Source organism: Candidatus Seribacter sulfatis, assembly GCF_964187635.1.
GTDB classification, from domain to species: domain Bacteria; phylum Verrucomicrobiota; class Verrucomicrobiia; order Opitutales; family Seribacteraceae; genus Seribacter; species Seribacter sulfatis.
On record NZ_CAXLMO010000060.1, the window covers coordinates 14,980 to 38,452 of the forward strand.

At 42.3% G+C, this 23,473-nt stretch carries 19 protein-coding genes and 1 pseudogene; 11 read left to right on the plus strand and 9 right to left on the minus strand.

Translation table 11 applies throughout. The annotated features are described in order from the left end of the window. Window positions 1–31: 31 nt before the first annotated feature. Window positions 32–841: a hypothetical protein gene (locus ACKPQ5_RS06535; RefSeq protein ID WP_407678296.1), complete on the minus strand. Its 810-nt coding sequence runs from the start codon at window positions 839–841 to the stop codon at window positions 32–34. A 74-nt stretch (window positions 842–915) separates the two neighbouring features. Here ACKPQ5_RS06535 and ACKPQ5_RS06540 point away from each other — a divergent pair, with 74 nt between their 5' ends. Continuing rightward, window positions 916–1,710, plus strand: a complete 795-nt coding sequence (locus tag ACKPQ5_RS06540; RefSeq protein WP_407678297.1) for a thymidylate synthase — start codon at window positions 916–918, stop codon at window positions 1,708–1,710. A 3-nt stretch (window positions 1,711–1,713) separates the two neighbouring features. Then, a complete protein-coding gene (locus ACKPQ5_RS06545; protein WP_407678298.1) occupies window positions 1,714–2,181 on the plus strand; it encodes a dihydrofolate reductase in 468 nt (155 codons plus the stop codon). A gap of 33 nt (window positions 2,182–2,214) precedes the next feature. Here ACKPQ5_RS06545 and ACKPQ5_RS06550 read toward each other — a convergent pair whose 3' ends face one another. The 3 genes from ACKPQ5_RS06550 to ACKPQ5_RS06560 are packed head-to-tail and all read right to left on the minus strand — an operon-like array spanning window position 2,215 to window position 4,669. Next, a complete protein-coding gene (locus tag ACKPQ5_RS06550; protein WP_407678299.1) occupies window positions 2,215–2,817 on the minus strand; it encodes a DUF420 domain-containing protein in 603 nt (200 codons plus the stop codon). Between the two features lie 13 nt (window positions 2,818–2,830). After that, entirely contained in the window at window positions 2,831–3,754 is a 924-nt protein-coding gene (locus ACKPQ5_RS06555) for a hypothetical protein (RefSeq protein ID WP_407678300.1), read from the minus strand. Between the two features lie 15 nt (window positions 3,755–3,769). Further along, window positions 3,770–4,669: an SCO family protein gene (locus tag ACKPQ5_RS06560; RefSeq protein ID WP_407678301.1), complete on the minus strand. Its 900-nt coding sequence runs from the start codon at window positions 4,667–4,669 to the stop codon at window positions 3,770–3,772. A 322-nt stretch (window positions 4,670–4,991) separates the two neighbouring features. Here ACKPQ5_RS06560 and cyoE point away from each other — a divergent pair, with 322 nt between their 5' ends. From cyoE to ACKPQ5_RS06590, 6 genes are read left to right on the plus strand one after another with little or no spacing between them, the layout of a single operon-like run. After that, on the plus strand, window positions 4,992–5,924 hold the full coding sequence (cyoE, locus tag ACKPQ5_RS06565) for a heme o synthase (protein ID WP_407678302.1): 933 nt from the start codon (window positions 4,992–4,994) through the stop codon (window positions 5,922–5,924). A 14-nt stretch (window positions 5,925–5,938) separates the two neighbouring features. Then, entirely contained in the window at window positions 5,939–7,357 is a 1,419-nt protein-coding gene (locus ACKPQ5_RS06570; RefSeq protein WP_407678303.1) for a cytochrome c oxidase subunit II, read from the plus strand. A gap of 46 nt (window positions 7,358–7,403) precedes the next feature. Next, on the plus strand, window positions 7,404–9,350 hold the full coding sequence (gene ctaD / locus ACKPQ5_RS06575; RefSeq protein WP_407678304.1) for a cytochrome c oxidase subunit I: 1,947 nt from the start codon (window positions 7,404–7,406) through the stop codon (window positions 9,348–9,350). Between the two features lie 38 nt (window positions 9,351–9,388). Beyond that, on the plus strand, window positions 9,389–10,036 hold the full coding sequence (locus ACKPQ5_RS06580; RefSeq protein WP_407678305.1) for a cytochrome c oxidase subunit 3: 648 nt from the start codon (window positions 9,389–9,391) through the stop codon (window positions 10,034–10,036). Window positions 10,037–10,067: 31 nt separating this feature from the next. Beyond that, window positions 10,068–10,775 carry a cytochrome C oxidase subunit IV family protein gene (locus tag ACKPQ5_RS06585; protein WP_407678306.1) on the plus strand — a complete coding sequence of 236 codons (708 nt, stop codon included), beginning with the start codon at window positions 10,068–10,070 and terminating at the stop codon, window positions 10,773–10,775. Window positions 10,776–10,814: 39 nt separating this feature from the next. Next, complete coding sequence (locus ACKPQ5_RS06590; protein ID WP_407678307.1) at window positions 10,815–11,603, plus strand: cytochrome c oxidase assembly protein; 789 nt, start codon at window positions 10,815–10,817, stop codon at window positions 11,601–11,603. Window positions 11,604–11,616: 13 nt separating this feature from the next. Here the strand turns inward: ACKPQ5_RS06590 and ACKPQ5_RS06595 are convergent, their stop codons facing one another. Further along, the gene (locus tag ACKPQ5_RS06595) at window positions 11,617–13,431 is read right to left on the minus strand and encodes a phosphoenolpyruvate carboxykinase (GTP) (RefSeq protein ID WP_407678308.1); all 1,815 of its coding nucleotides are present in this window, start codon (window positions 13,429–13,431) and stop codon (window positions 11,617–11,619) included. Window positions 13,432–13,570: 139 nt separating this feature from the next. On the opposite strand from ACKPQ5_RS06595, the pseudogene carA reads away from it, so the two are divergent. The 3 genes and pseudogenes from carA to ACKPQ5_RS06610 all read left to right on the plus strand — a co-directional run bounded on the left by carA (window position 13,571) and on the right by ACKPQ5_RS06610 (window position 16,890). Further along, window positions 13,571–14,813, plus strand: a pseudogene (carA, locus tag ACKPQ5_RS06600) (glutamine-hydrolyzing carbamoyl-phosphate synthase small subunit). A gap of 88 nt (window positions 14,814–14,901) precedes the next feature. After that, window positions 14,902–15,876 carry a histone deacetylase family protein gene (locus ACKPQ5_RS06605; protein ID WP_407678309.1) on the plus strand — a complete coding sequence of 325 codons (975 nt, stop codon included), beginning with the start codon at window positions 14,902–14,904 and terminating at the stop codon, window positions 15,874–15,876. Window positions 15,877–16,437: 561 nt separating this feature from the next. Then, window positions 16,438–16,890 carry an RbsD/FucU family protein gene (locus tag ACKPQ5_RS06610; RefSeq protein WP_407678310.1) on the plus strand — a complete coding sequence of 151 codons (453 nt, stop codon included), beginning with the start codon at window positions 16,438–16,440 and terminating at the stop codon, window positions 16,888–16,890. A gap of 16 nt (window positions 16,891–16,906) precedes the next feature. Here ACKPQ5_RS06610 and ACKPQ5_RS06615 read toward each other — a convergent pair whose 3' ends face one another. The 4 genes from ACKPQ5_RS06615 to lpdA form a co-directional block, all read right to left on the minus strand. Beyond that, window positions 16,907–17,728: a sorbitol-6-phosphate dehydrogenase subunit gene (locus tag ACKPQ5_RS06615; RefSeq protein ID WP_407678311.1), complete on the minus strand. Its 822-nt coding sequence runs from the start codon at window positions 17,726–17,728 to the stop codon at window positions 16,907–16,909. A gap of 6 nt (window positions 17,729–17,734) precedes the next feature. After that, window positions 17,735–19,549 (minus strand): MDR/zinc-dependent alcohol dehydrogenase-like family protein, encoded by a 1,815-nt coding sequence (locus tag ACKPQ5_RS06620; RefSeq protein WP_407678312.1) that lies wholly within the window; start codon window positions 19,547–19,549, stop codon window positions 17,735–17,737. Between the two features lie 93 nt (window positions 19,550–19,642). Continuing rightward, window positions 19,643–22,096: an alpha-ketoacid dehydrogenase subunit alpha/beta gene (locus ACKPQ5_RS06625; RefSeq protein ID WP_407678313.1), complete on the minus strand. Its 2,454-nt coding sequence runs from the start codon at window positions 22,094–22,096 to the stop codon at window positions 19,643–19,645. 30 nt (window positions 22,097–22,126) lie between these two features. After that, on the minus strand, window positions 22,127–23,473 hold the full coding sequence (gene lpdA, locus ACKPQ5_RS06630; RefSeq protein ID WP_407678314.1) for a dihydrolipoyl dehydrogenase: 1,347 nt from the start codon (window positions 23,471–23,473) through the stop codon (window positions 22,127–22,129).

Here is a 23,473-nt window from a genome sequence, read left to right on the forward strand (position 1 = left end):
CGCATTAATGTGGCAAGCGTGAATAATTACTTTACTTTTTAGACACCCTAATTTTTTTGGGACCAAGTACTGGCTTGATTGGTGAACCATATTTTTTACTTACTCGAACAGAGTTCGCCTGACTAGATGCAGACGGAGAAACCTTGCCTGAATTTGAAGAAGAAACCATTTTCTTAGGACCGAGCCAGTAACTGCTTGGATTAGCACCCGAATTTCCCTTACCCGATGGGATTACCCCACGTACTGAAGACTCTCCAAGTCTTCGCTCGGAAGAACCCATCGGTACATTTTTGGATCCTGCTTTTTGTACAGGAAAGCCTGGTTCACTGGATCGACCTTTTCGAAATTGAAATCGATTAATATCGCGCAGTGACATGTTATTTACATTATTCATCATATCATCCACTCTTTTATCTAGTTCCGCGTAAACGGCATCTCGAAATTCAATCGAAGCGGCTGCGGGGCTTCTGTTTCCTACATCAATATTTGAAACTCTTTCAAAGTTCTCGGAAGCGAATTTTTGATTAGAAGAAAGTTCATTTTCAATAATTTTTGTATCGAAACGCTCGCTTCCCCAGGTTTTTTTATTTTGTGCAGGAAATCTCCTCCCTCCAAAAGAAGAATAACGGCTTGGCCATTCGTTTACAGAAAAACGTTGGGTGGAAATAGAATTAATTCGACTCGAAGATAATCTCTTCGAAGACATTTGGTTTAATCTACCATCCAAAGATCGCACACGCTTGGTAAAGTCATTTGCCCGTTGTTGAGAAAAGCAAAAAGAAAACAACGAGAAACTAAGAAGAATTATAATCGGAGTTTTATTTAATGAAATTCTCGACATTTCACTAACATATATAAATAAATGGTGGGACCTCAACTTTAATTACAACCCACAATTTTTTTATCCTACTGTAAATGAAGAATTATTTAAATCTTGTCTCAAGAGTTCTGGAAAACGGGGATTATCGCGATGATAGAACCGGGACCGGGACCTGGTCAGTTTTTGGTGAACAGGAACGATTTAGATTAGATACCACATTTCCCCTATTAACCACCAAGAAGCTTCACCTACGTTCCATTATTTATGAATTACTTTGGTTTCTGAAAGGAGATACCAATATAAAATATTTAAATGATAACCAGGTTAAAATCTGGGACGAATGGGCTGATAAAAACGGAGATCTTGGACCGGTTTATGGCGCACAATGGACAAATTGGAAAAGAGCAGACGGAAAACTAGTCAATCAAATCCAGGATGTCGTTCACTCGATAAGAACGAACCCAGATAGCCGAAGGCATATTGTTTGTGCATGGAACCCCGGCGAATTACACCTGATGGCTCTTCCCCCTTGCCATGCGCTCTTTCAATTTTATGTCTCCAATGGAAAACTCAGCTGTCAACTCTATCAAAGAAGTGCTGATATATTCTTAGGTGTTCCATTTAATATCGCTTCATATAGCATTCTAACAATGATGGTTGCAAAAATCTGTGGTCTACAAGCCTATGAATTCATTCATACGTTTGGAGATCTACATTTATACGCAAACCATAAAGAACAGGCAGAATTACAACTTGAAAGAAATCCGAGAACACTCCCCAAAATGAATATTCATGGAAATCAGGAGGAACTTTCTGACTTTAAATTTGAAGACTTTGAACTTATTAACTACGACCCCTACCCAGCAATAAAAGCACCTATTGCGATTTAAATCATGGCAAAGATTAAAGCAATTGCAGCTGTTTCACTCAACGGAGTGATCGGAAAAAAGGGCGATTTGCCTTGGCGAATTCCCGGTGAATTAAAGTGGTTTAAAAAAATAACCATGGGGCACATAATTGTAATGGGTAGGAAGACTTGGGATTCTTTGCCTGGATTATTACCGGGACGGGAAAACTGGATTCTCTCCCGCTCGAATCATTCAATTGAAAACGCAAAGGTTTTCACATCTTTCGATGAAGTTGAAAACACTGCTGGAGATCGGACTGTTTTTATTATTGGAGGAGGTGAAATATATTCTGCGTTCCTACCCAAATGTGAAGAAATCTACCTCACCGAGGTCCCACAAATAATCCAAGACGGTGATGCATTTTTCCCGTCCTATAAAAACGATTTCCATTGTACCGAAACTCTCGAGAAAAATGAAGATTTTACGATCGGGAAATGGTGCAGGAATAAATAGGTATTCCACTTTGCAATTCCTGCAGTCTAGCTCTCAATAGTAAGGTTGAAGAAGCAGGTAAACCACTGGGCCAGTTACTGCGACATACAGCCACACCGGAAAGATTTTCTTGGCTAGAATACGGTGTTTTTGGAATTGATTCGTAAACCCATAGACAAAGGTGAGCAGGATAAAAGGAAGACTAATCGCAGCTAAAATAATGTGTGTAATTAAAATCCCGAGATAAACGATCCTCATGATACCGACCGCATTTTTTTCTTCCACACTTACAATTCCATCTTTGTTACTATCTCCATATAAGGTTTCTGCACTGGTGAAATGGTAAGCAACGTAGGAAAGAAGAAAAAGAAAGGAGCAAGCCATCGCCAAATAAATCCACCTTTGGTGGTGGATCACTAATTTCCTCTTGATTGAAATAATTGCCATAATAAGAGAAAACGCAGCAATGCTGTTCAGGACAGCATGAATCGGAGGAAGAAAAGTAAGGTCAGTGCCCTCCGGAAGTTCAATTTTAACCTCCCTCATTAGGCTAACCAAAAATAAAACAGCTCCGCTAATAATCCAAACCAGGATTTTTAGTTTTTTGCCTAAAACAAGATTCTCTTGGCGTGCAAGGTAACGATCAATATCACTCATATTTAGTTCTTGATTAGGATCCTATTGCAAGGTCAAAAGGGATAAAAACCTCTTCCTCTATGTCAGTTCTGACTTGGGCCCACAATCGGTAAACGCCCTCCCCTGGCGGTGAGAAACCAAAGGTGAGAGGCCCCTGAAAAGTCGTTTTTTTGACATTACCCAAATCTTCGTTGAGTGGGTGTAGGTGAGCAAAACCATTCACATTTTTATCGAATGCGACCATGTGTGCAAATGCCCCCATTACAGGGTGAAGAGTAATATCATGACCCTTTTTATCCCTCGCCAACAATCGAAGTTGAATTTGGTCCTGTCCCGGCTCAGCTGGAATTTTGATTAATTTAAAGTCGATGTTTTCCTTCGAAAATACTAAACATTCTTCTCGTTTCAAAGGAGATTGGCTCTTCCCTACGACCTCAAACGAAGAAGAAATTAAAACCCTTCTCGGGCTTTTTTGGGGAATAAAATCTAGGAATACAGAATATTTTCCTGCCAATTTAGGGGTTAAGGAAAAATGCCAAACTCCATCAAATAAACTATCTGCAACTGGATGGATGTGATGATAGTCGTTTAAGGTTTTATCCACCGCTAAAAGGTGGATTTTTTGGGTATGGCTTAAAGCAACATCTTGAGAAGTAAGGGGCGAACCGTCCGCCTTCTCAATTTTAAATTCAAATTTACACTCCTCGTTCATCTCGAGTGAACCAATGGGACGAAAGTCAATCTTCATCGGCCACTTGCGAATTGAAAGATCCACAAAACCAGTCTCATCTGCTCCACAGTAATCTAACTCACCTTCTTCGTTATAGGTTTCTTCGTGTAAGAACTCGCAAGGCTCAACGGGGAGGTTCCGTGCAATTACAAATAACACAACAAAGGGAATTCCCATGAGGAGAGAAAGCGACAGAGGATTAGTGAAAGGTTTGGGGGGAGTAATCATTTCAATCTTTACTATCTAAAGCCCTCCCTGTAATCGAGAAAGAAAATCTTCGACCCTCCAGTTTCTGCCGGGAACCTGATATACAATCTGTCTTTTTGAATTAACGATCATTGTCCTCATAGTATGATCGAGTGGTTGATCAGGGGCAGTCTCTCGAAGTATCCCAAATTGACGGGTCAAGTCGTCGATAACAGGTTTTTCTGCGGTACATACCTTAAAATTGCTTTCGTCTAGGTTGTAACCGCGTGCGTAAGACTTAAGGACACCAGGTGAGTCAAAAGCTGGGTCTAAAGTAATTGATAAAAAGCGAATGTTTGGAATTTTTATTTTTTGGGCCAATTCTTGTAGTTTTTTCATTTTAATCGTTGCGGCAGGACACATTTCAGCGACTGAACACCGCGAGAAAATGAAATTTAGAATAGTTACCGAACCATCAAAGTAATCCGTGGTGACTACTCCGCCATCCTGATCATAAAGTGCAAACGGAGGCAAATTATCTCCGACTGTTCGTAACATCGATTCTCCCATTCCCAATGTATCTCGTCGTAATAAACGATTCACATTTTTCACCCGAATTCGCTCCGCCTTTTCATCAGGCCAAACATTGTATAGCAGGAAAGTCTTACCAACAGTTGAAGAAAAGGTTTCTTGCAGATTTCCCTTGAACACCTTTTTCTTGGAAAGAAGGGAAAGATCTCCCGGTTGAACCTGGAGGTTTATCTTACTTCCTACCCTTCTGGAAATTTTGTCTGACAGGTTATGACTTCGGGCAAGAATTTCAACTTCTACTGTACTGTTGTTAACATCAATATTTAATACTTTTCCCCTCAAAATATTTTCCACTGCATCAGAGCGGACTCCGCTCGGGCTTTCATCAGAGCATCCATTTTTCGCAAATGCAAAAAAGAAGGACAATAAACAAATTAAGAAAGTTCTTAGATAAAGTTGCATAAGGATCACTAATCTATAAGTCATTTTTAAGGAAGCAATTCCAAAGGAGTTCTTTCCCACATTTAGAAAATACTCCACAAAAATAAGTTAACTAAATCTATTATAAAAATGTTATTTTCAGGCATTAACTGAGAAAATTATTTCAATTTAAAATCACTTGACATATCTTGAGCAGTTAAAGTCTCTGAATTGATGTATTAGAAAATCTAACGATCGGATATTTATAAGTTATGACCTTGCTTGTCTCCCCTTAAAATATCATTTTATAGGTAACTAATTTCATCTAGTGAATAGTTACAAAAACATTACTGCCAAATCTGATGCTCCGCCCCTCCCTGTATCTGTGAGTACTACTATGCATGGATTGCTTGAGTTAACCAAGCCCCGCCTCAGTTTAATGTCAGTGTTTACTGCCTCACTAGGTTACCTTGTTCACTTCCCCCTAACCCCCCACTTTTATATTTTCTTTTGTCTCACAGTTGGTACTGCACTTGCCGCCGGTGGTGCTGCTGCACTCAATCAGTGGATGGAGCGAGACGAAGATTTATTAATGCGTCGTACTGCTGACAGACCAATCCCCGCACAACAAATTGAACCTGAAATTGCGCTTATCTTCGGAGTTTGCCTTTCCTCCATCGGACTCGCAATTCTTTGGATTGGCACTAACCCATGGGCATGTTCTTTAACTTTTCTAACTTTGGTCGTTTACCTTCTAGTTTATACCCCCCTTAAAAAAAGAACCCCCTATGCAACTGAAGTGGGTGCCATTTCTGGTGCACTCCCCCCGCTGATCGGATGGGTTGCTGCTTCCGGTGGACCAACCACATACGGATGGATTTTATTTGGTATTCTCTTTACCTGGCAAGTTCCTCATTTTATGGCAATCGCATGGAATTTCCGTCAGGATTATCAAAAGGGTGGATTTCAACTACATAACTTGGGAAATCCGAACGGTTTTCATCTTGCCCGCAAGAGCTTTATTTATTCTATCATCTTATCATTGTTCATCTTCTCCCCCTATTACATCGAAACCACACAACCGAATCCTGGATTACTTTATCTTATTTCCGCCTGCTTACTCACCGTATATATTTTGATAAACTCATTCCAATTTCTAAATTCCTCCAATCGGGACAAATCGGCTAAAAAACTTTTTTTTGTAACCATCATTTATCTACCCCTACTCTTCGCCACGCTAGTAGTGGATCGCTTTCTTTGATACAACCAAGAACTATGAAAACATTGCTCAACAAGATTCAAACCTTGTCATACATTATCCTTCCGGCCTTCTTCTCTTTTATTGGAGGTTGTTCACGAATTGATCATAAGCAATCCGCTCTTGATCCCAAAGGTCTGGTTTCGCAGAATCAATACGACATATTCATGCTTTCCGTCTGGATTACTATATTTCTTTTTTGTGCAGTAGGTGGTTGCCTAATGTATGTTCTGTGGAAATACCGAGCCAAAACACCGGAAGAAGCAATGGAGGTTCCCCCACAGTCTCATGGAAATTCCAAAGTTGAAATTTCTTTAATTATTGCCTCTACTCTTATCTTAATCATCTTGGCCGTTCCCACACTTCAGGGTGTTGTCCTCATGAATCGGGTCCCAGATCCTAATGATTCTGAAACACTCGAGAAACTTGGGTTAGATCGAAGCGCGATTGATGATGCAATTACGGTTAATGTGACTGGCAAGCGTTTTTTCTGGATTTTTGAGTATCCACAATTTGGAATTGTTACCTCAAATGAACTTGTTTTTCCTGCCTCCAAAGCAGTTCGCATAAACCTCAGAACTGAGGATGTGATACATAGTTTTTGGCTCCCCAAACTAGCCGGCAAAATGGATCTCATGCCCGGTCAGGAAAATTTCTTATGGTTTATTGCAAACGAAGAAAAAATCCGGACGAGAAAGGATTCGGACGGTAACATGACTCTCGTTTCCACCGAAATTGCAATGCCTTCCGTATTTAACGGTAATATGAGGGAACGAATTTTCGCTAAACAAAAATTCACCGATGAATTCGAAGCTGTTGGCGGACTTTTTTACGGGCAATGCGCGGAGTACTGTGGAAATTCTCACGCCTACATGTCATTCCGAGCACTTGCACAAACGGACGATGATTTTGACTCTTGGGTAAAACGCTTTCAAAACTCCCAAAATCCAAACCTACAACCCGGAACTTACAACCCGGAGGAAGAATACCAGAAAGATTCGATAGTCCAATTCGCGGATCCTGCGCTTGGTGATTCCGGCACCCGGGAATTTCGAGCCGTTCAAGCAATCGCGAAAGGACAAGCTCCCAATCTAGACAAGAAGGTTTGGAAAAAAGCACACTCTGACGACTACGAAATGGGGAAAAAACTCTTTTCTTCTCTTCAATGCGTTCAATGCCACGCAATAAACCGGACTGGACTGGGTTCGAAGGGACCGAATTTAACTCTTTTTGGAATTCGTACTTCTCTTGCTGCGGGTTGGATGAGAAATGACGAAGAAAATCTTTCCAAATGGCTTCGTAACTCAAATGAAGTCAAATTCGGTAATTTAATGTGGAACGGTGAGGGAGTGGACGACGATCACCCTCTCCGCAACCTTGAAAACGATGATGAAAAAGTAAACCAGTTGGTTACTTATTTATTGGGTCTCAAATAACCCCATTCATTTAATCCAAACTTTTACACTCAACTATTGAAATACCATGGCAACTGAATCAATAAAATACCTCACCCCGGAAACTGAAACTAAGCTTAAATCGAAAGCCTTTCCGAGACCTCACCAAAACACCTCCGGCATTGTGAACTGGTTAACCACGATCGATCACAAGAAAATTGGGGTAATGTATGGCCTGGCCGCCCTCTTTTTCTTAATTTTAGGGGGAGTTGAAGCATTATTAATTAGATCCCAGTTGTGGAATCACAACATGGAGGTTTTAAGCAACCGTGAGTATAATCAAATGTTCACAATGCATGGAACAACGATGGTCTTTCTTGTCATCATGCCGTTGAGTGCTGCATTTTTTAATTTCATCATGCCCCTACAGATCGGGGCACGTGATGTTGCATTTCCACGAATGAACACCCTCAGTCTTTGGTGCTTTATTGCGGGCGGGATAACCTTGAATTTAAGTTGGTTCTTCACCGGAGGATCTCCCGCGATTGGCTGGTTCGGCTATGCACCACTTACCGACACCCGATTTGCTGAAGTAATAGGAGATATGGGACCCGATTTTTGGATATTCTCTTTGCAAATCCTTGGCCTTGCATCCCTGCTTGCCTCTTTCAATTTTATTACCACCATCATTAACATGCGTGCTCCGGGGATGACAATGATGAGATTGCCCGTTTTCACATGGATGACACTTATCGTCAGTTTTTTAATCATTCTCGCCTTTCCTGCCATCACAATTGCACTAGTTGAGTTAATGTTCGACCGAACATACGGCACCAATTTTTACGACTTTTTGGAAGGTGGAAAACCACACCTCTGGCAGCATCTTTTCTGGATTTTCGGCCATCCTGAAGTCTATATTTTGATACTTCCAGCAATGGGAATTGTTTCTGAGATCATTCCTGTTTTTTCCAGAAAGCCGCTTTTTGGATACGGATTAATTGTATTTTCTGGTGCAATCATTGGATTCATGGGATTTGCAGTATGGAGTCACCATATGTTTACAACTGGAATGGGAATTGTAGCCACATCCGCTTTTTCTATCCTCACCATGCTTATTGCTATTCCAACCGGGATCAAGATTTTCAACTGGATTGGAACTATGTGGGGCGGACGAATTCGTTTTGAAACTCCAATGCTTTTCGCTCTTGGATTCATCACCATGTTTATGGTTGGCGGATTTACTGGGATCATGCACTCATCGGTCCCGATTGATGCACAACATCAAGATTCTTATTTCGTAGTGGCTCACTTTCATTATGTTCTAATTGGCGGTGCGTTATTTGGTTTATTCGCGGGATTTTATTTTTGGTTACCGAAGTTAACCGGTAAAATGCTTAATGAAAAACTCGGTAAATTTGTATTCACCCTTATGTTCATTGGTTTTAATGTAACATTCTTTCCGATGCATTATTTAGGAATGATTGGCCAACCTCGCAGAACACACAGTTACAATGAAGGCCACGGATTTGAGACATGGAATCAAATCGCAACGATTGGAGCTTTCATTCTCGGCGTTGGAATCCTGATCGGGGTTTATCAGTTTGTTACCGCATTTTTTAATAAGAAATTGAAGGATGCTGGCAAAAATCCTTGGGATGCAAGAACATTGGAATGGACTCTTTCTTCTCCTGTGAAAGAATATAATTTTGCACGAACCCCTATTATCAAATCAAGGGATCAGGCCTGGGAAAATAATTATGGCCCCAAGGAAAACCATTCCGACAAGGTGCCTCTCGACGACCACGGTGTACACATGCCTGACCGCTCCTGGTATCCGTTGGTAAGTGGACTGGGTTTTCTCGGACTCGTTCTTGGATTACTATTTCACCAATCTGTCGATGCAAACACAGGAGAGATACTGAGGGATTATACCTACGCGATAGCGGGAGGAAGTATCGCAATATTTGGTATTATTATGTGGTCCCTTGAAGGACCGGCAGGATACCACCTCTTTCCCAAAGAAACCGAAGAATAATTTTCCCACGACCGTTATACTACAAAATTTGAATTATCATGAGTGAAGCATCCGCACATGCCCTTGAGCATCACGAGCCAGAAACCAGCACTGGCATCCCAAACAAAAAAGTCTTAATGTGGGCTTTTCTAGGTTCCGACTGTATGTTTTTCGGCACCCTGATTTCCACTCATTTAATCTACCGTAAAATTTCAGCCACAGTTGGTGGAAACACTTTGGATGTTCGCGATATATTCGATATTGAACTCACTTCATTTAGTACCTTCATTCTCTTAGCGAGTTCTTTATTTATGGCACTAGCCGTATCTGCTATCCATAAAGGGAATTTATCCAGTACCCGTTGGATGCTCTTCGGTACAATCATATTTGGTGCAATCTTTCTTGCCTGCCAAGTCTATGAGTTTACCCATTTCGTTCATGTTCCGGGTAATGAACTCACCCTTTCAAGTTACCGGGGAGAACCGCATGTATTCGGGTCCACTTTTTATGTTCTTACCGGAACGCATGGTACTCATGTGGCAATTGGTGTATTTTGGCTCATTGGGTGGTTTGTATATTCATTTACCGGAAAAATGAGTACTGCAGATGCGCTCGATATTGAATGTTGTGGGTTATATTGGCACTTCGTTGATATTGTATGGATCCTTATTTTTCCGGTAGTATATCTAATGGAATACGCATTCTGAACGATTTAGAAATTTTTAAATACTTATTATTATGAGCGGACACTCGGAAGACCCAGTATTAGAAGAAAGCAAACGCTTCTTCACATTCTTTAATTTATCCATGCTACTTGTTGCCATAACTGGCATTGAGATTGTTATCATTTATGTTCGAGCCTTTGACGGACCAGTAATAATAACAGTTTTATCCATATGCTCTGTGATCAAGTTTGTGGGGGTAATGACCTGGTTCATGCATCTACGATGGGATAAAATACTGAATACGGTCCTCTTTTTAATGGGGCTTGTAATTGCCGTTTTCACCTTTTTTGCGGTGATGTACATGCTTGATAATCCACCCGAGGTAAAGGAGTTTTCAGTTACCCCATTAGAACAGGATTGGGAAGCAAAAACAGAATATGTCAAGGGAGACTACACCAAACATAATGACTCCTATTATGTCGCCGAGATAGCCCATCAATCTGGTGATACATTCTCCACACAAATTATGCTTGATAATGAACCGGTTAACTCGTGGAAAAAAGTGGAAGGTATTCCTCATCAAATCAGTTGGAAAGTAAGCACGGGAGATATGATTGAAATTAATTCCTTAAAACCGGGTAATCCCTTCTTTCACCAATACCACCCCTATCCCGAAGATAATATCGAAGGTTCTAAAATATCTCTACTCGCAGAAAGTGCATCCACAGAAGATTTTAGAATTAAGGTACGATCCGAAGCGTTTTGGGTGGAAAATCAGTAACCTTTTGAAAATTGTATGATTGGGTTCATCCAAGCATAGATGAATTCACCAGTCACATTAAGTCATTGGCATACAGAACCTGCCCTTATCGGGGGGTTATTATTTATTTGCTGGTGCTACGCAATTATTGTTGGACCCTACCGGAAAAACTTCTCTCCCAACCTACCCTATTCTCATAGGCATACTCTTTGGTTTAGTGCTGCTGTAATTACCTTTTATCTGGCAGTTGGCTCTCCACTGGATGCAATGGGAGAGAACTTCCTATTTTTTGCACACATGATTCAGCATAATATTCTCATGTATTTAAGCCCATTATTTTTACTCCTGGGGATACCAAGAGAAATTGTGGATGAGTATCTAGAAAATAAACCAATTTTGGAAAAACTTCTTAAGTTTTTATTTCATCCCATTATCGCCGGATTACTTTTTACATTTGTATTTTCTTTTTGGCATTTTGCAGCGTTTTATGAAGCAGCAATTAGAAATAAGACAATTCACATGGCAGAACATCTATCAATGTTCTTTACTTCAGTGGCAATGTGGTGGCCAATTTGCGGTCCATCGAAGAGAATCCCCCCCTCCAAGTATGGCCCTCAAATGTTGTATATTCTTGCAATCATGCTTGGACAAACTCCTATCTTTGCTGTGCTTACCTTTTCTAAAGAGGTACTTTATGATACTTATTTCTATGCGGAACGAGTGATGAACTTAAGCCCGCTTGAGGATCAAAAAACGGGCGGAGTCCTGATGAAACTAGCCAACATGATAGTTTCAGTAAGTGTTCTTTCTTCCATCTTTTATCGATGGTCGAAAGAACAGAAATATTAGTTCTTTTAGAAAGCTACAGGCGCGAGACTAACAACTCTCGCTCAAAAAGCATTTCTTTAGGTAACGATTCGGATAATTGAAGAAATAATTCCTCGTGCCTCAATGTTTGCATCCTCAGTTTTTCAGGTTCAATTTTCATTAATTTTTCCCAGTCTTCATCACTAAACTCCAAACCGGACCAATCCAAGTCTTCCTTATAAGGCATCCATCCGAGTCTTCCTTCATGGGCACTACCCTGTCCTGAAGATCGTTCCACAATCCAACGTAGAACTCGCATATTATCACAAAACCCGGGCCATAAAAAACTTCCGTCTTCATCCTTGCGAAACCAATTAACATGAAAAATTCTTGGTTTATTCTTAAGCTTTTTACCCATCTTCATCCAATGCTTAAAATAATCGCCCATATTATAACCACAGAAAGGAAGCATTGCCATTGGATCTCTTCTTAAATTTCCCAATACTCCCTCTGCGGCAGCAGTCGTTTCAGATGCCAGGGTTGCTCCTAAATAAACGCCATGATTCCAGTTGAATGATTGATAAACTAATGGGATATCGGACATCCTTCTCCCGCCAAAAATAAAGGCGGAAATAGGAACTCCTTCCGGATTTTCCCAATCCGGGTCAATCGTGGGACACTGAGATGCCGGAGCTGTAAAACGGGCATTCGGGTGGGCTGCAGGATAATCCAATTCGGGGCTCCACTCGCGTCCCTGCCAGTCAATTAAACCAGCGGGAGGTTCTTCAGTGAGACCCTCCCACCAAACATCTCCCTCTTCAGTCAACGCGACATTGGTAAATAATGTGTTTTCCTTCATTGACTCCATTGCATTGGGGTTCGTTTCCCAAGATGTTCCAGGAGCGACTCCAAAAAAGCCCGCTTCTGGATTAATTGCTCGGAGCATTCCATTATCATCGGGTTTTAACCAGGCGATATCATCTCCCACCGTAGAAACCTTCCACCCCTTCATTGCCGGAGGAGCAACTAGCATTGCCATGTTCGTTTTACCACATGCACTCGGAAAGGCACCCGCAACGTAGGTCTTCTTACCCTCCGGATTCTCCACACCAAGGATCAGCATATGCTCCGCCATCCAATCATTATCTCGTGCCATACAGGAGGCAATGCGGAGAGCTAAGCACTTCTTGCCCAACAAGGCATTTCCTCCATAGCCACTCCCGAATGATACAATTGTGCGTTGTTCCGGGAAATGTACGATGTGAGTGTCCTCCGGATTGCAGGGCCAAGGCACATCTTTTGTTCCCGGAGTTAATGGAAATCCTACAGAATGAAGACAGGGTACAAAAAAATCTTTTTCTCCCATCACATCCAGTACAGATTGTCCCATCCTGGTCATAATACGAAGATTTAAAACTACATAGGGGGAATCTGTTACCTGAACTCCAAATTGAGACAAAGGTGACCCCAATGGTCCCATGCAAAAGGGAATGATATACATCGTACGCCCCTCCATTGCCCCTTTAAATAAGCGTTTTAATTTAGCACGCATTTTTCTTGGATCTTCCCAATTATTAGTGGCACCCGCATCATCTTTACCATAACTGCACATGAAAGTACGGCTTTCCACACGAGCTACATCACGAGGATCCGAGCGAACAAGGAAACTATTGGGGCGCTTATCCTCGTTTAATTTAATCATGGAACCTTGGCCAATCATCAAGGTGCAAAGTTCATCCCATTCCTGATCCGATCCATCGCACCAACGAACATCTTGTGGTGCACACATTTCAACCATTTTATCCAACCATTTTAACAAGGCCTGGTTGTTGGTTTTACTCCGATCATAATTAACTGTCTTAGATTCCATAACTTATAGTCGGTAAGGACGGGAAAGTAGATAGTCAAACATTCCCTCCGTTTTCATAATAAAACTTGTTCTTTTTTTAGGAATTATAGAAATCTAGTTTGCCAATCTCTCCATGAAGTTGTAACTCAGTTATTTGTTTATGTATAGACAGAAAAATCATAGAGATGCCATATTGGCCCTGGAAGATGGAAGTGTGTTCAAAGGATTTTCCTTTGGAGCAAAATCTACTGTCGAAGGGGAAGCGGTTTTTAATACGGGAATGACTGGTTATCAGGAGACCCTCACCGATCCTTCCTATTATGGCCAAATTGTAACCATGACCGCTCCCCAAATCGGTAATTACGGAGTTAATGAAGAGGACGAGGAGTCAGACGGCCCCAAGGTAAGAGGCTTTGTGGTTCGCGAACTCAGTACAGTCGTCAGTAATTGGAGGGCGACTCAATCTCTTCAAGGTAAGAGGCTTTGTGGTTCGCGAACTCAGTCCAGTCGTCAGTAATTGGAGGGCGACTCAATCTCTTGGTGATTATCTCAAGAATCATGGGATTCCTGGGATTTCTGGAGTCGATACACGTGCCATTACGAAAAGACTTCGTATTCATGGAGCCCTGAAAGCATGCATCAGCACAGAGAACATCAGTGATGAACAGGCACTCAAGAGAGCGCGAGATTGGACTGGAATTGTAGGGAAAGATTTTGTAAAGGAAGTGAGCTGTAAGGAGTCATATACATGGGATTCAAGCGGAGAAAAAAGTCAGCCGTTCACTGTGATAGGAACCCAACTTCCTTCCACTTTTAAACAGGAATGCACGCATCGAATCGTTGCCTTTGATTATGGGGCTAAAAGAGCCATTTATAAAAATTTACGCAGATTTGGCTTTGAAGTGATTGTATTACCTGCTCATTCCAGTGCGGAAGATGCGATTTCGCATAATCCCGATGCCATTTTTCTTTCCAATGGACCGGGTGATCCCTCGGCCTTGGATTATGCCCATAAAACAATTCAAAGTCTGCTTCCAGATTATCCTATTTTCGGAATTTGCTTAGGTCATCAGGTACTTACCCATGCGATTGGTGCAAAAACCTACAAACTAAAATTTGGACATCGTGGAGGAAATCAACCAGTTAAGAATATTGAAACAGAAAAAGTGGCCATCACTTCTCAAAATCACGGTTTTGCTGCCGACAAGGCTAAACTGGAAGAAATGGGTGCCATCGTTACTGAATATAATTTAAACGATCAAACGGTCTCGGGCATGCGACTAAAGGATCGACCCGTTTTCTCGGTTCAATATCACCCGGAAGCTTCTCCCGGACCCAATGATGCCAACCACCTCTTTCAGGTATTTTACCAACTAGTAAGTGATCATAAGGCGAAGGTCTAAAGGGGCCTTATAAGTTCCCATTGAGGCTCTCTTCGATATTATCGTTGAACATTTCATTTTGATTGGAATCGAACAATAATATAAGCCCATGAATTCCGACCCTGAACAAATTGTTAATTGCGGAATTGTCTACGATCCAATCATGGAGAAGCATCACACGGGAGCAGGACACCCGGAACGGAATAATCGAGCCTCCATTATTTTTCAAAAACTCAAAGAAAAAGAATTACTCCGATTCACCAAGGATATTCCAATCAAGCAATGTACTTCTGAACACCTTTCATTAGCACACAAACCTGACTATCTAAGAAAAGCAAAAAGAGAAATCGAGTCTGGACTTTCCTCCCTTAGTACTGGCGATACTGCCATTTGCGATCAATCATGGAATGTCGCCTCCGCCGTAACCGGGGGTATTCTTAACGCCGTTGAACAAGTGGTTACCGGGAGTCTCAAAAATGCATTTTGTATAACACGTCCGCCGGGGCACCATGCAAATGCAGATAAGGGTATGGGATTTTGTCTATTTAACCATGTCGCTGTGGCCGCCCGCTACGCACAACAGAAACTGGGTGTGCACAAAATTTTAATTGTCGACTGGGATGTCCATCATGGCAATGGAACGCAGGATATTTTTTATGAAGATGATTCAATCTTCTTCTTTAGTACCCATCAAAGTCCATGGTATCCTGGTAGCGGAAGAACGGAAGAAAAAGGAACGGGCAAAGGCGTAGGCTATAATCTAAATTACCCCTTTCCCGCAGGTTCAGGGAAAAAAGAAATTCTTGATTATGCATTTGGAAGCGAACTGCCCAAGCATATGGCTAAATTCAAGCCTGAGTTAATTTTGATATCAGCTGGATTTGATTCGAGGATCAATGACCCGCTAGGACAGTTTCAATTAGAGGATGAAGATTTTTTTGAATTGACCAAAATTATTTTGAATCTTGGCGATGAATACGCGAACAGCAATGTCGTCTCCGTATTAGAGGGTGGATATAACCTGAATGGGTTAGCCTCATCCAGCATCGCTCACCTCCTGGCACTACTCAACAGGACATTCTAATCGAACCTATTTTAAAAAAAACACTCCATTATTGGACAGATCTCAATTATTGAGTTATACTACATTATTCAAAAATTAATCAGTTCAGAAAGTTCTGCACCTTCATCAAATTTATCTTTTATACCCGCAAAGGAAGGCATAAGCAGACTAGAAAATCGATCAGTTTTATAAAAGTGCCAAAGACCCCTGGCACTTTTTTTTTGGATTTTTTTTAAACTGAAAGAACAATCTACGAAAAATGCTTCCCTAATTGGACAAGTTTACAAAATTGAGCTAATATAAATTGTTCAGAAAAAAAAATTCTTTAATTTTGTGAAATTTATTCCCCCTAATTGGACAAGTTTACAAAATTGAGCTAATATGAATTGTTCAGAAAAAATAATTCTTTAATTTTGTGAAATTTATTCCGCAATTTCGATGATTTACACATTGTGAAGTAAATTAAAATTCAACTTTTAAAGATCAAAAAAGTGCCGTACAACGGCACTTTTTTTGTTATTTTATCCTTTTTAAACCTCTGAGTTTCTTGACTAAAATGGATTAAACTAGTAGCAAATTTGAATGCTTCGCGGAATTTCACCTCTTCTCAGTCCACAACTTTTAGAAACGCTCTATCGAATGGGTCACCACGATGAAATCGTATTGGGAGATGCTCATTTCCCTGGTGAAAGTTGCAACGATACTATTATTCGGGCCGACGGATTAGGAATAAATGATCTTCTCGATGCAATTCTACCCCTCTTTGTACTAGATCATGTAATTGAAAAACCGGTTATGATGATGGCGCCTCTCCCCGAAGATAAAGCAAATCCAAAAATTGCGGCCGATTATCAAATAGTACATGACGGGTATGATTCTATTGTTAAAAAACATTACCCAGAAACTTCTCCCATTTCCCTAGTTGGCAAATACGACTTTTACGACCAAACCCGAAAAGCGTTTGCAGTAGTAATGACTGGAGATACCCGAATCTACGCTAATTTAATATTAGCGAAGGGCGTCACCACCTGGTAAATCAGAGTATAGAAGCCTACCCTCTCGATTTCCCGCCTGAAATATTCACCGTGGTGCCGTGGATATAAGAGGCACGTTCGGAGGCAAGGAATACGACCAAGTCAGCAACTTCAGACAATTTACCACTTCTACCCAACGGGATTGAAGAAGTACTGCCATATTTTTCACGAAGTTCTTCCGCACTGATTCCTCGGGTATAAGCAAGGGATTCCTCATAGGCGGGACTTCGCATCGAAGTGGTTTCCATGATACCGGGACCCACTCCAACAACACGAACTCCCTGCCTGCCCAATTCTTTGGCCCAGGAACGGGTGGTGTTATGATTCGCAGCCTTTGTTGCTGCATAAACACTCTGGCCCTCGCTTCCCTCCATACCGGATTCTGAAGTCATATTGATCAATACCCCGCCCTTACCAGAAGCCAGCATTGCACGGGCTGCCGCTTGTGCACAGAGGAATTGGCCCTTCACATTGACCGCAAATACTTGATCCCAAATTTCTTCTGTTAATTCTTCTTTTCCGGCCGGATCTACCAACAGTCTCGGCACATTAATTCCCGCATTATTGACCAGTACATCGACACCACCAAATTGATCAATCGCAGTTTGAACCATTCCTTCAACATCTTTTTTGGATGTGACATCACAACGAGTAAAAATAACCTCCCCTGGACCTGCCTCGTTGGCTTCCACCACGGCTTTGGCTCCAACCTCCTCGGCAAAATCTGCGATCACCACCTTGGCCCCTACCTCCACGAAGCCTTTTGCCACTGAAAGTCCGATGCCAGCGGCACCCCCTGTAATAATTACCACTTTATCCGTAAGATCTGTCCAATTCATACTATATTATTGTTTTAAGTTTAATGGGTAAAAGGCATTGTATCCTTCATAAATTGCTTCCTCTACTTCACGAGACCACTGCTCTCCGTTCTCGGCAAGAATTCGAGCACCAGCCAGTAAAGCTTGTTCGACTAATCCATCTCTTTTTTGAGCCGCACTAATAAAGGAATGGGAGTTCACTTCGACATAGGGCAAATCTGGTAATTCAGTAAAGGCAAAAAAGGAACCAAAAGGTTGAGTAGCTTCAACCTGCTCCATCATTTCTGTTACATGATTTAAGCCACAAACACCCTTTACCATCCAGTCAAAACTAACCGGGTTATTTGCGTGCACCACCATGTCATCGGAATGGGGCTCTGAAGTATTAGTTAAATTCCACGGTACATTTGCTCCACAAATTTGATGGCGCGAAACATAATGAGCCTGCCTGGACAGAATAGGGATAATAGCATCTCCATCCACAAAATTGACTGCTGCTGAACGAGCCAGATTTAATTCTACCGCCTGGTATTCCCGCACTGCATCCTGTGCATGTCCGGCAATAAAAACATCAGTGAAGTTTGAAGTGGAAGGTGCTTCAGATTGTTCAATTCCATCCCAAGAATGATCCGGGATATAAACTGGGCAATCATTCGGTAATTGATTTAAGTATGCATCTAAGCGTGGCTTATCATTCTCAAAACCAAGTAATGCAACCACAGGTTCTTTCGCCAGTCCTGAATGACGAACTGGGTCATTCGGGCCAATATTGTGATGCATAGAAGTAATCTGTGCCTCCACTTCCTGTTCCAAGCTATCAAACTTTTCTGCACGACGGATCGGCATATTAATGACCAATTTTGGATCTGCCGCACCGGCATAACTGTTTAGATTTCCACCCTCCTCAATAATTGCACAGGCTTGATCATAGCTTTCCTGAGATGCATAATTGGTCCAGATCACACTTGGTTTTCCAAACTCGGTTAATTTGGAAATAATTGCAGGATCCCTTCGATCGATTAACTCGACCCGAGTACCCCGTTTTCTTAAATCAGAAATGAGTGCATACTCGTTCATCTCCTCCAGTTTTGCTGGGGAACCGGTAATGTAAACCACTTGCGGTAATTCACTGTCTGGAACACTCGCCACAATGGTAAGATTGATCATGGCCATCCGCGCCGTTCCGGATAGGTATGCTAAGATCGAGCGGGGAGGAACTCCATATACAAATTCACCCTTATCATTAAAAGTAAAGATGTGCTTGTTCGTTCCAAAATTACAGGCAAAAGGTTCAGCATGGGCAAGGGAGATCAGGCTGGTGTCATTTTCGGGTTTTACCTTATTGAAAAGACTGCCAAATCCCTGTGAACGGATAAAGGAAGGTGCGATTCCTGGCACCGCATTAAATCTTCTCAGTCCACCCAGGTATTGATAGGAGTAGCCAAGTGCAGCAAGAACGCCCGAATCTTCCGGTTCAAAGCTTAATGGATTGATTGGTTGACTCGCGTGACCTGGAGTGATGACAACAATGTCTCCCGGACGAATTTCAGATTCTGCGGGTGCTTGAAGAACCAACTGCAATGTCTCATGACCTAACGCCACTTTTTCTACCCCCGAGGGTACCCGTGCATGAGCATCGAACTGCCGGATCGCCTTGGCATCGGAGGCACATCGACAATTTCCAAAACTTGCCAGAACAAAATCATTTTCGGTGGTTACCGAGCGAGGGAGTTCATCCGAAAGAAGTTCGATTCGATCCGGGCCAGTAAGAAAAACACCGAGGTGTTTCTGACGGGATTCCGCGAGCAAGGTATTGGTTCGAAATTGCAATGAATTATTCATGGGGTCTGACTTTTATCGTCTCCTGACGTATTGTAATAAAATCGAATTTTATTTTTCAAAGCACTGTACGCTCACATCCAAAATAGAAACCAATTATATTCCTTCTCTGTTTCGATGGACAAGTTCCCCTGTGGTTGGATTACTTGTTAATTGATGTCCAGGCAGTGGCATAATACGTTCATGGATTGCATCGATCATCCATGAAGGTTGAGGAAAATAATCCTCTTCCACTTCCGCACAGGGTGTAATCCAATTACGAGAACCTACCACTACGGGGGGAGAGTCTAAATCATCAAATGCCAACTGGCTAATATTGGAGGCAATATCCTGCATTACTGAACCGCGGGCACAAGCATCCGAAGAGAGTAATACCTTTCCAGTCTTTCGAACGGATTCAATTAACGGATCATAATCCAAGGGGTTAATCGAGCGACAATCAAATACATCGCAAGTAATCCCGTATTTTTCTTCAAGAATATCAGCTGCCTCTAATGCACGGTACATCGTTGCACCCACAGTAATTAAGGTAATATCTTTTCCGGTTCTTCTCTTTGCCGGAAGACCAAAGGGAATTTCATAATATTCTTCAGGGACTTCTTTTTCAAATAATTCACCAATATCATAAAGTCGCTGGCTTTCAAAAAATATCACCGGATCACTACCTGCCAATGCGGTGTTAAGCATTCCCTTGGCATCATAGGGAGTACAGGGGAAAACGACCTGAAGGCCGGGAATATGATTCACGAGTGCACTCCAATCCTGTGAGTGTTGAGCACCATATTTGGAACCAACAGAGACGCGAAGGACGACAGGCATTTCTAAAATACATGCCGACATACTTTGCCACTTGGCCAACTGATTAAAAATCTCATCCCCAGCTCGGCCCATAAAGTCACAATACATCAATTCGACTAATGCACGACCTCCCTCCAATGCATATCCTACCGCACTACCCACAATAGCGGCTTCAGAAATAGGTGAGTTAAAAAGGCGATGGTAGGGAAGGGATTCGGTTAATCCTCGATAACAGGCAAAAGCTCCTCCCCAGTCACGATTTTCTTCTCCGTAAGCAACCAGAGTGGAATCTTTTTGAAAGCGATGAAATGCGGCTTCAAAAATGGCATCACGATATTGATAAACTTTATTTTTGGAGACTGGTTTACCATCAATAATACCAGCTCTTGATTTTTTGGCTAATGCTTGAACCCGTGGGTTCTCAGACGCGGCCAAGATTAATTCAGGCTCCCGGGAGGGGTCGTAATTTTCAACTTTTCTCTTCGAGAACATCAAATTTCCAATTTTTTCAGAAGCAAGTCTTGGAGAAACCTCCAAATCGGAAGCCAAGCGGCATGCTTGGATCATTGCCTTGGTAGTATTTGCCTTGGTCTGTTCAATCGCTTCCTCAGTCAGCATACCGGCCTCAATCAATTCCTTGGAATAAGCATTTAATGGATCCACTGCCTGCCAAGCCTCGACCTCTTCTTTTAATCGGTAGGAAGAAGCGTCTGAGGGAGAATGTCCGGAATAACGGTAAGTAATTGTTTCTAATAAAACTGGACCATCCCCGTTTTCAATCAATGCTTTCTTACGCTTAATTGCGTCCACCACAGCTAATGGATTATATCCGTCCACACGCTCCGCATGCATTGATTGCGGGTTCACACCGGCACCCACCCGGGCGAGATAATCAAACGCCATGGTTTCACCAGCAGTCTGACCCCCCATTCCGTAGAAATTATTCATGAAATTAAAAATGATAGGCAGTCCCCCCTTCATCCCTTCTTCCCAGAGTTCGTGAAACTGGCGCATCGATGCAAAGTTCATCGCTTCCCAAGTCGGACCGCACCCCATCGATGCATCCCCCACATTTGAAATTACAATTCCGTCTTTCCGGTTTACCTTTTTAAAGAGTGCGGCCCCCATCGCAATATCAGCAGAACCGCCCACAATTGCATTATTGGGCAGGATTCCAAAGGGAGGAAAAAAGGCATGCATTGAACCGCCTAAGCCCCGATTAAATCCATTTTCACGACCAAAAATCTCGGCTAATGCACCGTAGAGTAAAAAATTACGAGCCAAATCCTTCACGGAATCTGAACCTTGTTTCTCGACCACTCGGTAACAATCACCACCGAGGAAATTTTCCATAATTTCAATCAAAGAATCATCATCCAATTTTCGAATAGCGGACATTCCCTTGGCCAAAATCTCGCCATGAGAACGGTGAGAACCAAGAATATGATCGTCAATACCTAAAAGAAAAGCTTGTCCAACAGAGGATGCTTCCTGTCCGATCGAGAGGTGGGCCGGTCCTTTATGATCATATTCAATTCCTTCATAGGAACCCTGCGTTTTAATAGTTTGAAGCATGTTTTCAAACACGCGAATAAGAAGCATGTCTTCATACATACCAACTAAAGCTTCTGCCCCATAGGCTTCTTTCTCTTTGGCAATATCTTGCTTGTACTGATTGAGTGGAATTTCAGCAAACGGGACCGTTCCTGCTTTGCGTTCTTTTGCGGGTTCTATAATTTGTGACTTAGGCATGACGAAAAATGTTAAATTTTAATAAATGAGTTACCGAACGGCCATGAAGACGTCCTTCATAATTTCGGAAGTGGTGGGGTGAGGGAAAACAATCTCTGCAATTTCCTCTTCTCGTAATTCGGTTTCTAACATCGCAGTCGCACCAAATATCATCTCGGAACAGGCACCCCCTACCATGTGAACACCAATTAAACGATTGGTATCCGCATCCAGGACCACCTTGCACATTCCCTCTTCACCGGGATTTTCCGCAATATAACGGGCATTAATCGCCATCGGTATCTTTCCAGTCTTCACCTTGAATCCACGATCAATCGCCTCCTCTTTGGTTAATCCGACAACTGCCACCTCCGGGCTGGTATAAACAACCGCGGGCATAGTATCGTGGCGCATTTGATCCTTTTGGCCATTGATATTGTGAACCACAACCTCTGCCATCCGACTTGCCGCATGGGCAAGCCATGCTTGTCCAGTCACATCTCCCGCTGCCCAAAGGCCTGGCAAATTGGTTGCTCCGCGATTATCGACTTTAACTCCTCCTCTCGGATCAAAATCCAAACCAATTTCCTCTAATCCTAAACCGGATACATTAGGTCGGCGTCCAGTGGCAACGAGAACTAAATCGGCGTCCATATTCTTACTCTCACCATCGAGGGTAAAGTGAACGGACTTCCCTTCAAAACTCTCCACTTTTGCACCTAATTGGAAAGTTACTCCCTTCTTTTCTAATTCCTTACGAAGAATCGCCGCAATTTCAGAATCTAAATTCGGACAAATTTCTGGCATGGCTTCCAACACAGTCACGGGTACACCGACAGAGGCATAAACACAGGCAAATTCGCATCCAATTACGCCCCCCCCCACAATCACTAGATTCTTTGGTAAAGTATCAATATTCAAAATTCCAGTCGAATCAACAATGTGATCCGCTTCAATTCCAGGAATAGGGGGAATCGTAGGGGAAGATCCTGTACAAAGGAGAATGTTATCGGCCTCATGAGTCTCTCCATTCACAGTAAAAGAAGAGCCTTTTGATAAAGTAGCCTCCCCTTCAATCACCTCCACCTTGTGCTTTTTCATTAACCCGGCAATCCCATCTCTCATTCGATCCATGACCGAATTTTTATGAGCATGAGCTTTTCCGAAATCAAATGATAACGAACCCGCTTCGACCCCAAAGATCGAACCATGCTTGGCGTGATGATAAGTTTTCGCAGCCTGCAGAAGCGTCTTCGAAGGAACACAACCCTCATTTAAACAGACGCCTCCAAGCTTTTTCTTTTCCACCATTACCACTTTTAAACCTGCAGACGCAGCTTTTTTCGCAGCCACATACCCGGCAGGTCCGGCACCAATTACAGCAAAGTCATATTTCAC

Excerpts from the sequence above, each read along its gene's own strand:
- ACKPQ5_RS06535 (WP_407678296.1), bottom strand. The coding sequence starts at position 841 with ATGTCGAGAATTTCATTAAATAAAACTCCGATTATAATTCTTCTTAGT.
- ACKPQ5_RS06540 (WP_407678297.1), top strand. The coding sequence starts at position 916 with ATGAAGAATTATTTAAATCTTGTCTCAAGAGTTCTGGAAAACGGGGAT.
- ACKPQ5_RS06545 (WP_407678298.1), top strand. The coding sequence starts at position 1,714 with ATGGCAAAGATTAAAGCAATTGCAGCTGTTTCACTCAACGGAGTGATC.
- ACKPQ5_RS06550 (WP_407678299.1), bottom strand. The coding sequence starts at position 2,817 with ATGAGTGATATTGATCGTTACCTTGCACGCCAAGAGAATCTTGTTTTA.
- ACKPQ5_RS06555 (WP_407678300.1), bottom strand. The coding sequence starts at position 3,754 with ATGATTACTCCCCCCAAACCTTTCACTAATCCTCTGTCGCTTTCTCTC.
- ACKPQ5_RS06570 (WP_407678303.1), top strand. The coding sequence starts at position 5,939 with ATGAAAACATTGCTCAACAAGATTCAAACCTTGTCATACATTATCCTT.
- ctaD (WP_407678304.1), top strand. The coding sequence starts at position 7,404 with ATGGCAACTGAATCAATAAAATACCTCACCCCGGAAACTGAAACTAAG.
- ACKPQ5_RS06580 (WP_407678305.1), top strand. The coding sequence starts at position 9,389 with ATGAGTGAAGCATCCGCACATGCCCTTGAGCATCACGAGCCAGAAACC.
- ACKPQ5_RS06585 (WP_407678306.1), top strand. The coding sequence starts at position 10,068 with ATGAGCGGACACTCGGAAGACCCAGTATTAGAAGAAAGCAAACGCTTC.
- ACKPQ5_RS06590 (WP_407678307.1), top strand. The coding sequence starts at position 10,815 with ATGAATTCACCAGTCACATTAAGTCATTGGCATACAGAACCTGCCCTT.
- ACKPQ5_RS06595 (WP_407678308.1), bottom strand. The coding sequence starts at position 13,431 with ATGGAATCTAAGACAGTTAATTATGATCGGAGTAAAACCAACAACCAG.
- ACKPQ5_RS06605 (WP_407678309.1), top strand. The coding sequence starts at position 14,902 with ATGAATTCCGACCCTGAACAAATTGTTAATTGCGGAATTGTCTACGAT.
- ACKPQ5_RS06610 (WP_407678310.1), top strand. The coding sequence starts at position 16,438 with ATGCTTCGCGGAATTTCACCTCTTCTCAGTCCACAACTTTTAGAAACG.
- ACKPQ5_RS06615 (WP_407678311.1), bottom strand. The coding sequence starts at position 17,728 with ATGAATTGGACAGATCTTACGGATAAAGTGGTAATTATTACAGGGGGT.
- ACKPQ5_RS06620 (WP_407678312.1), bottom strand. The coding sequence starts at position 19,549 with ATGAATAATTCATTGCAATTTCGAACCAATACCTTGCTCGCGGAATCC.
- ACKPQ5_RS06625 (WP_407678313.1), bottom strand. The coding sequence starts at position 22,096 with ATGCCTAAGTCACAAATTATAGAACCCGCAAAAGAACGCAAAGCAGGA.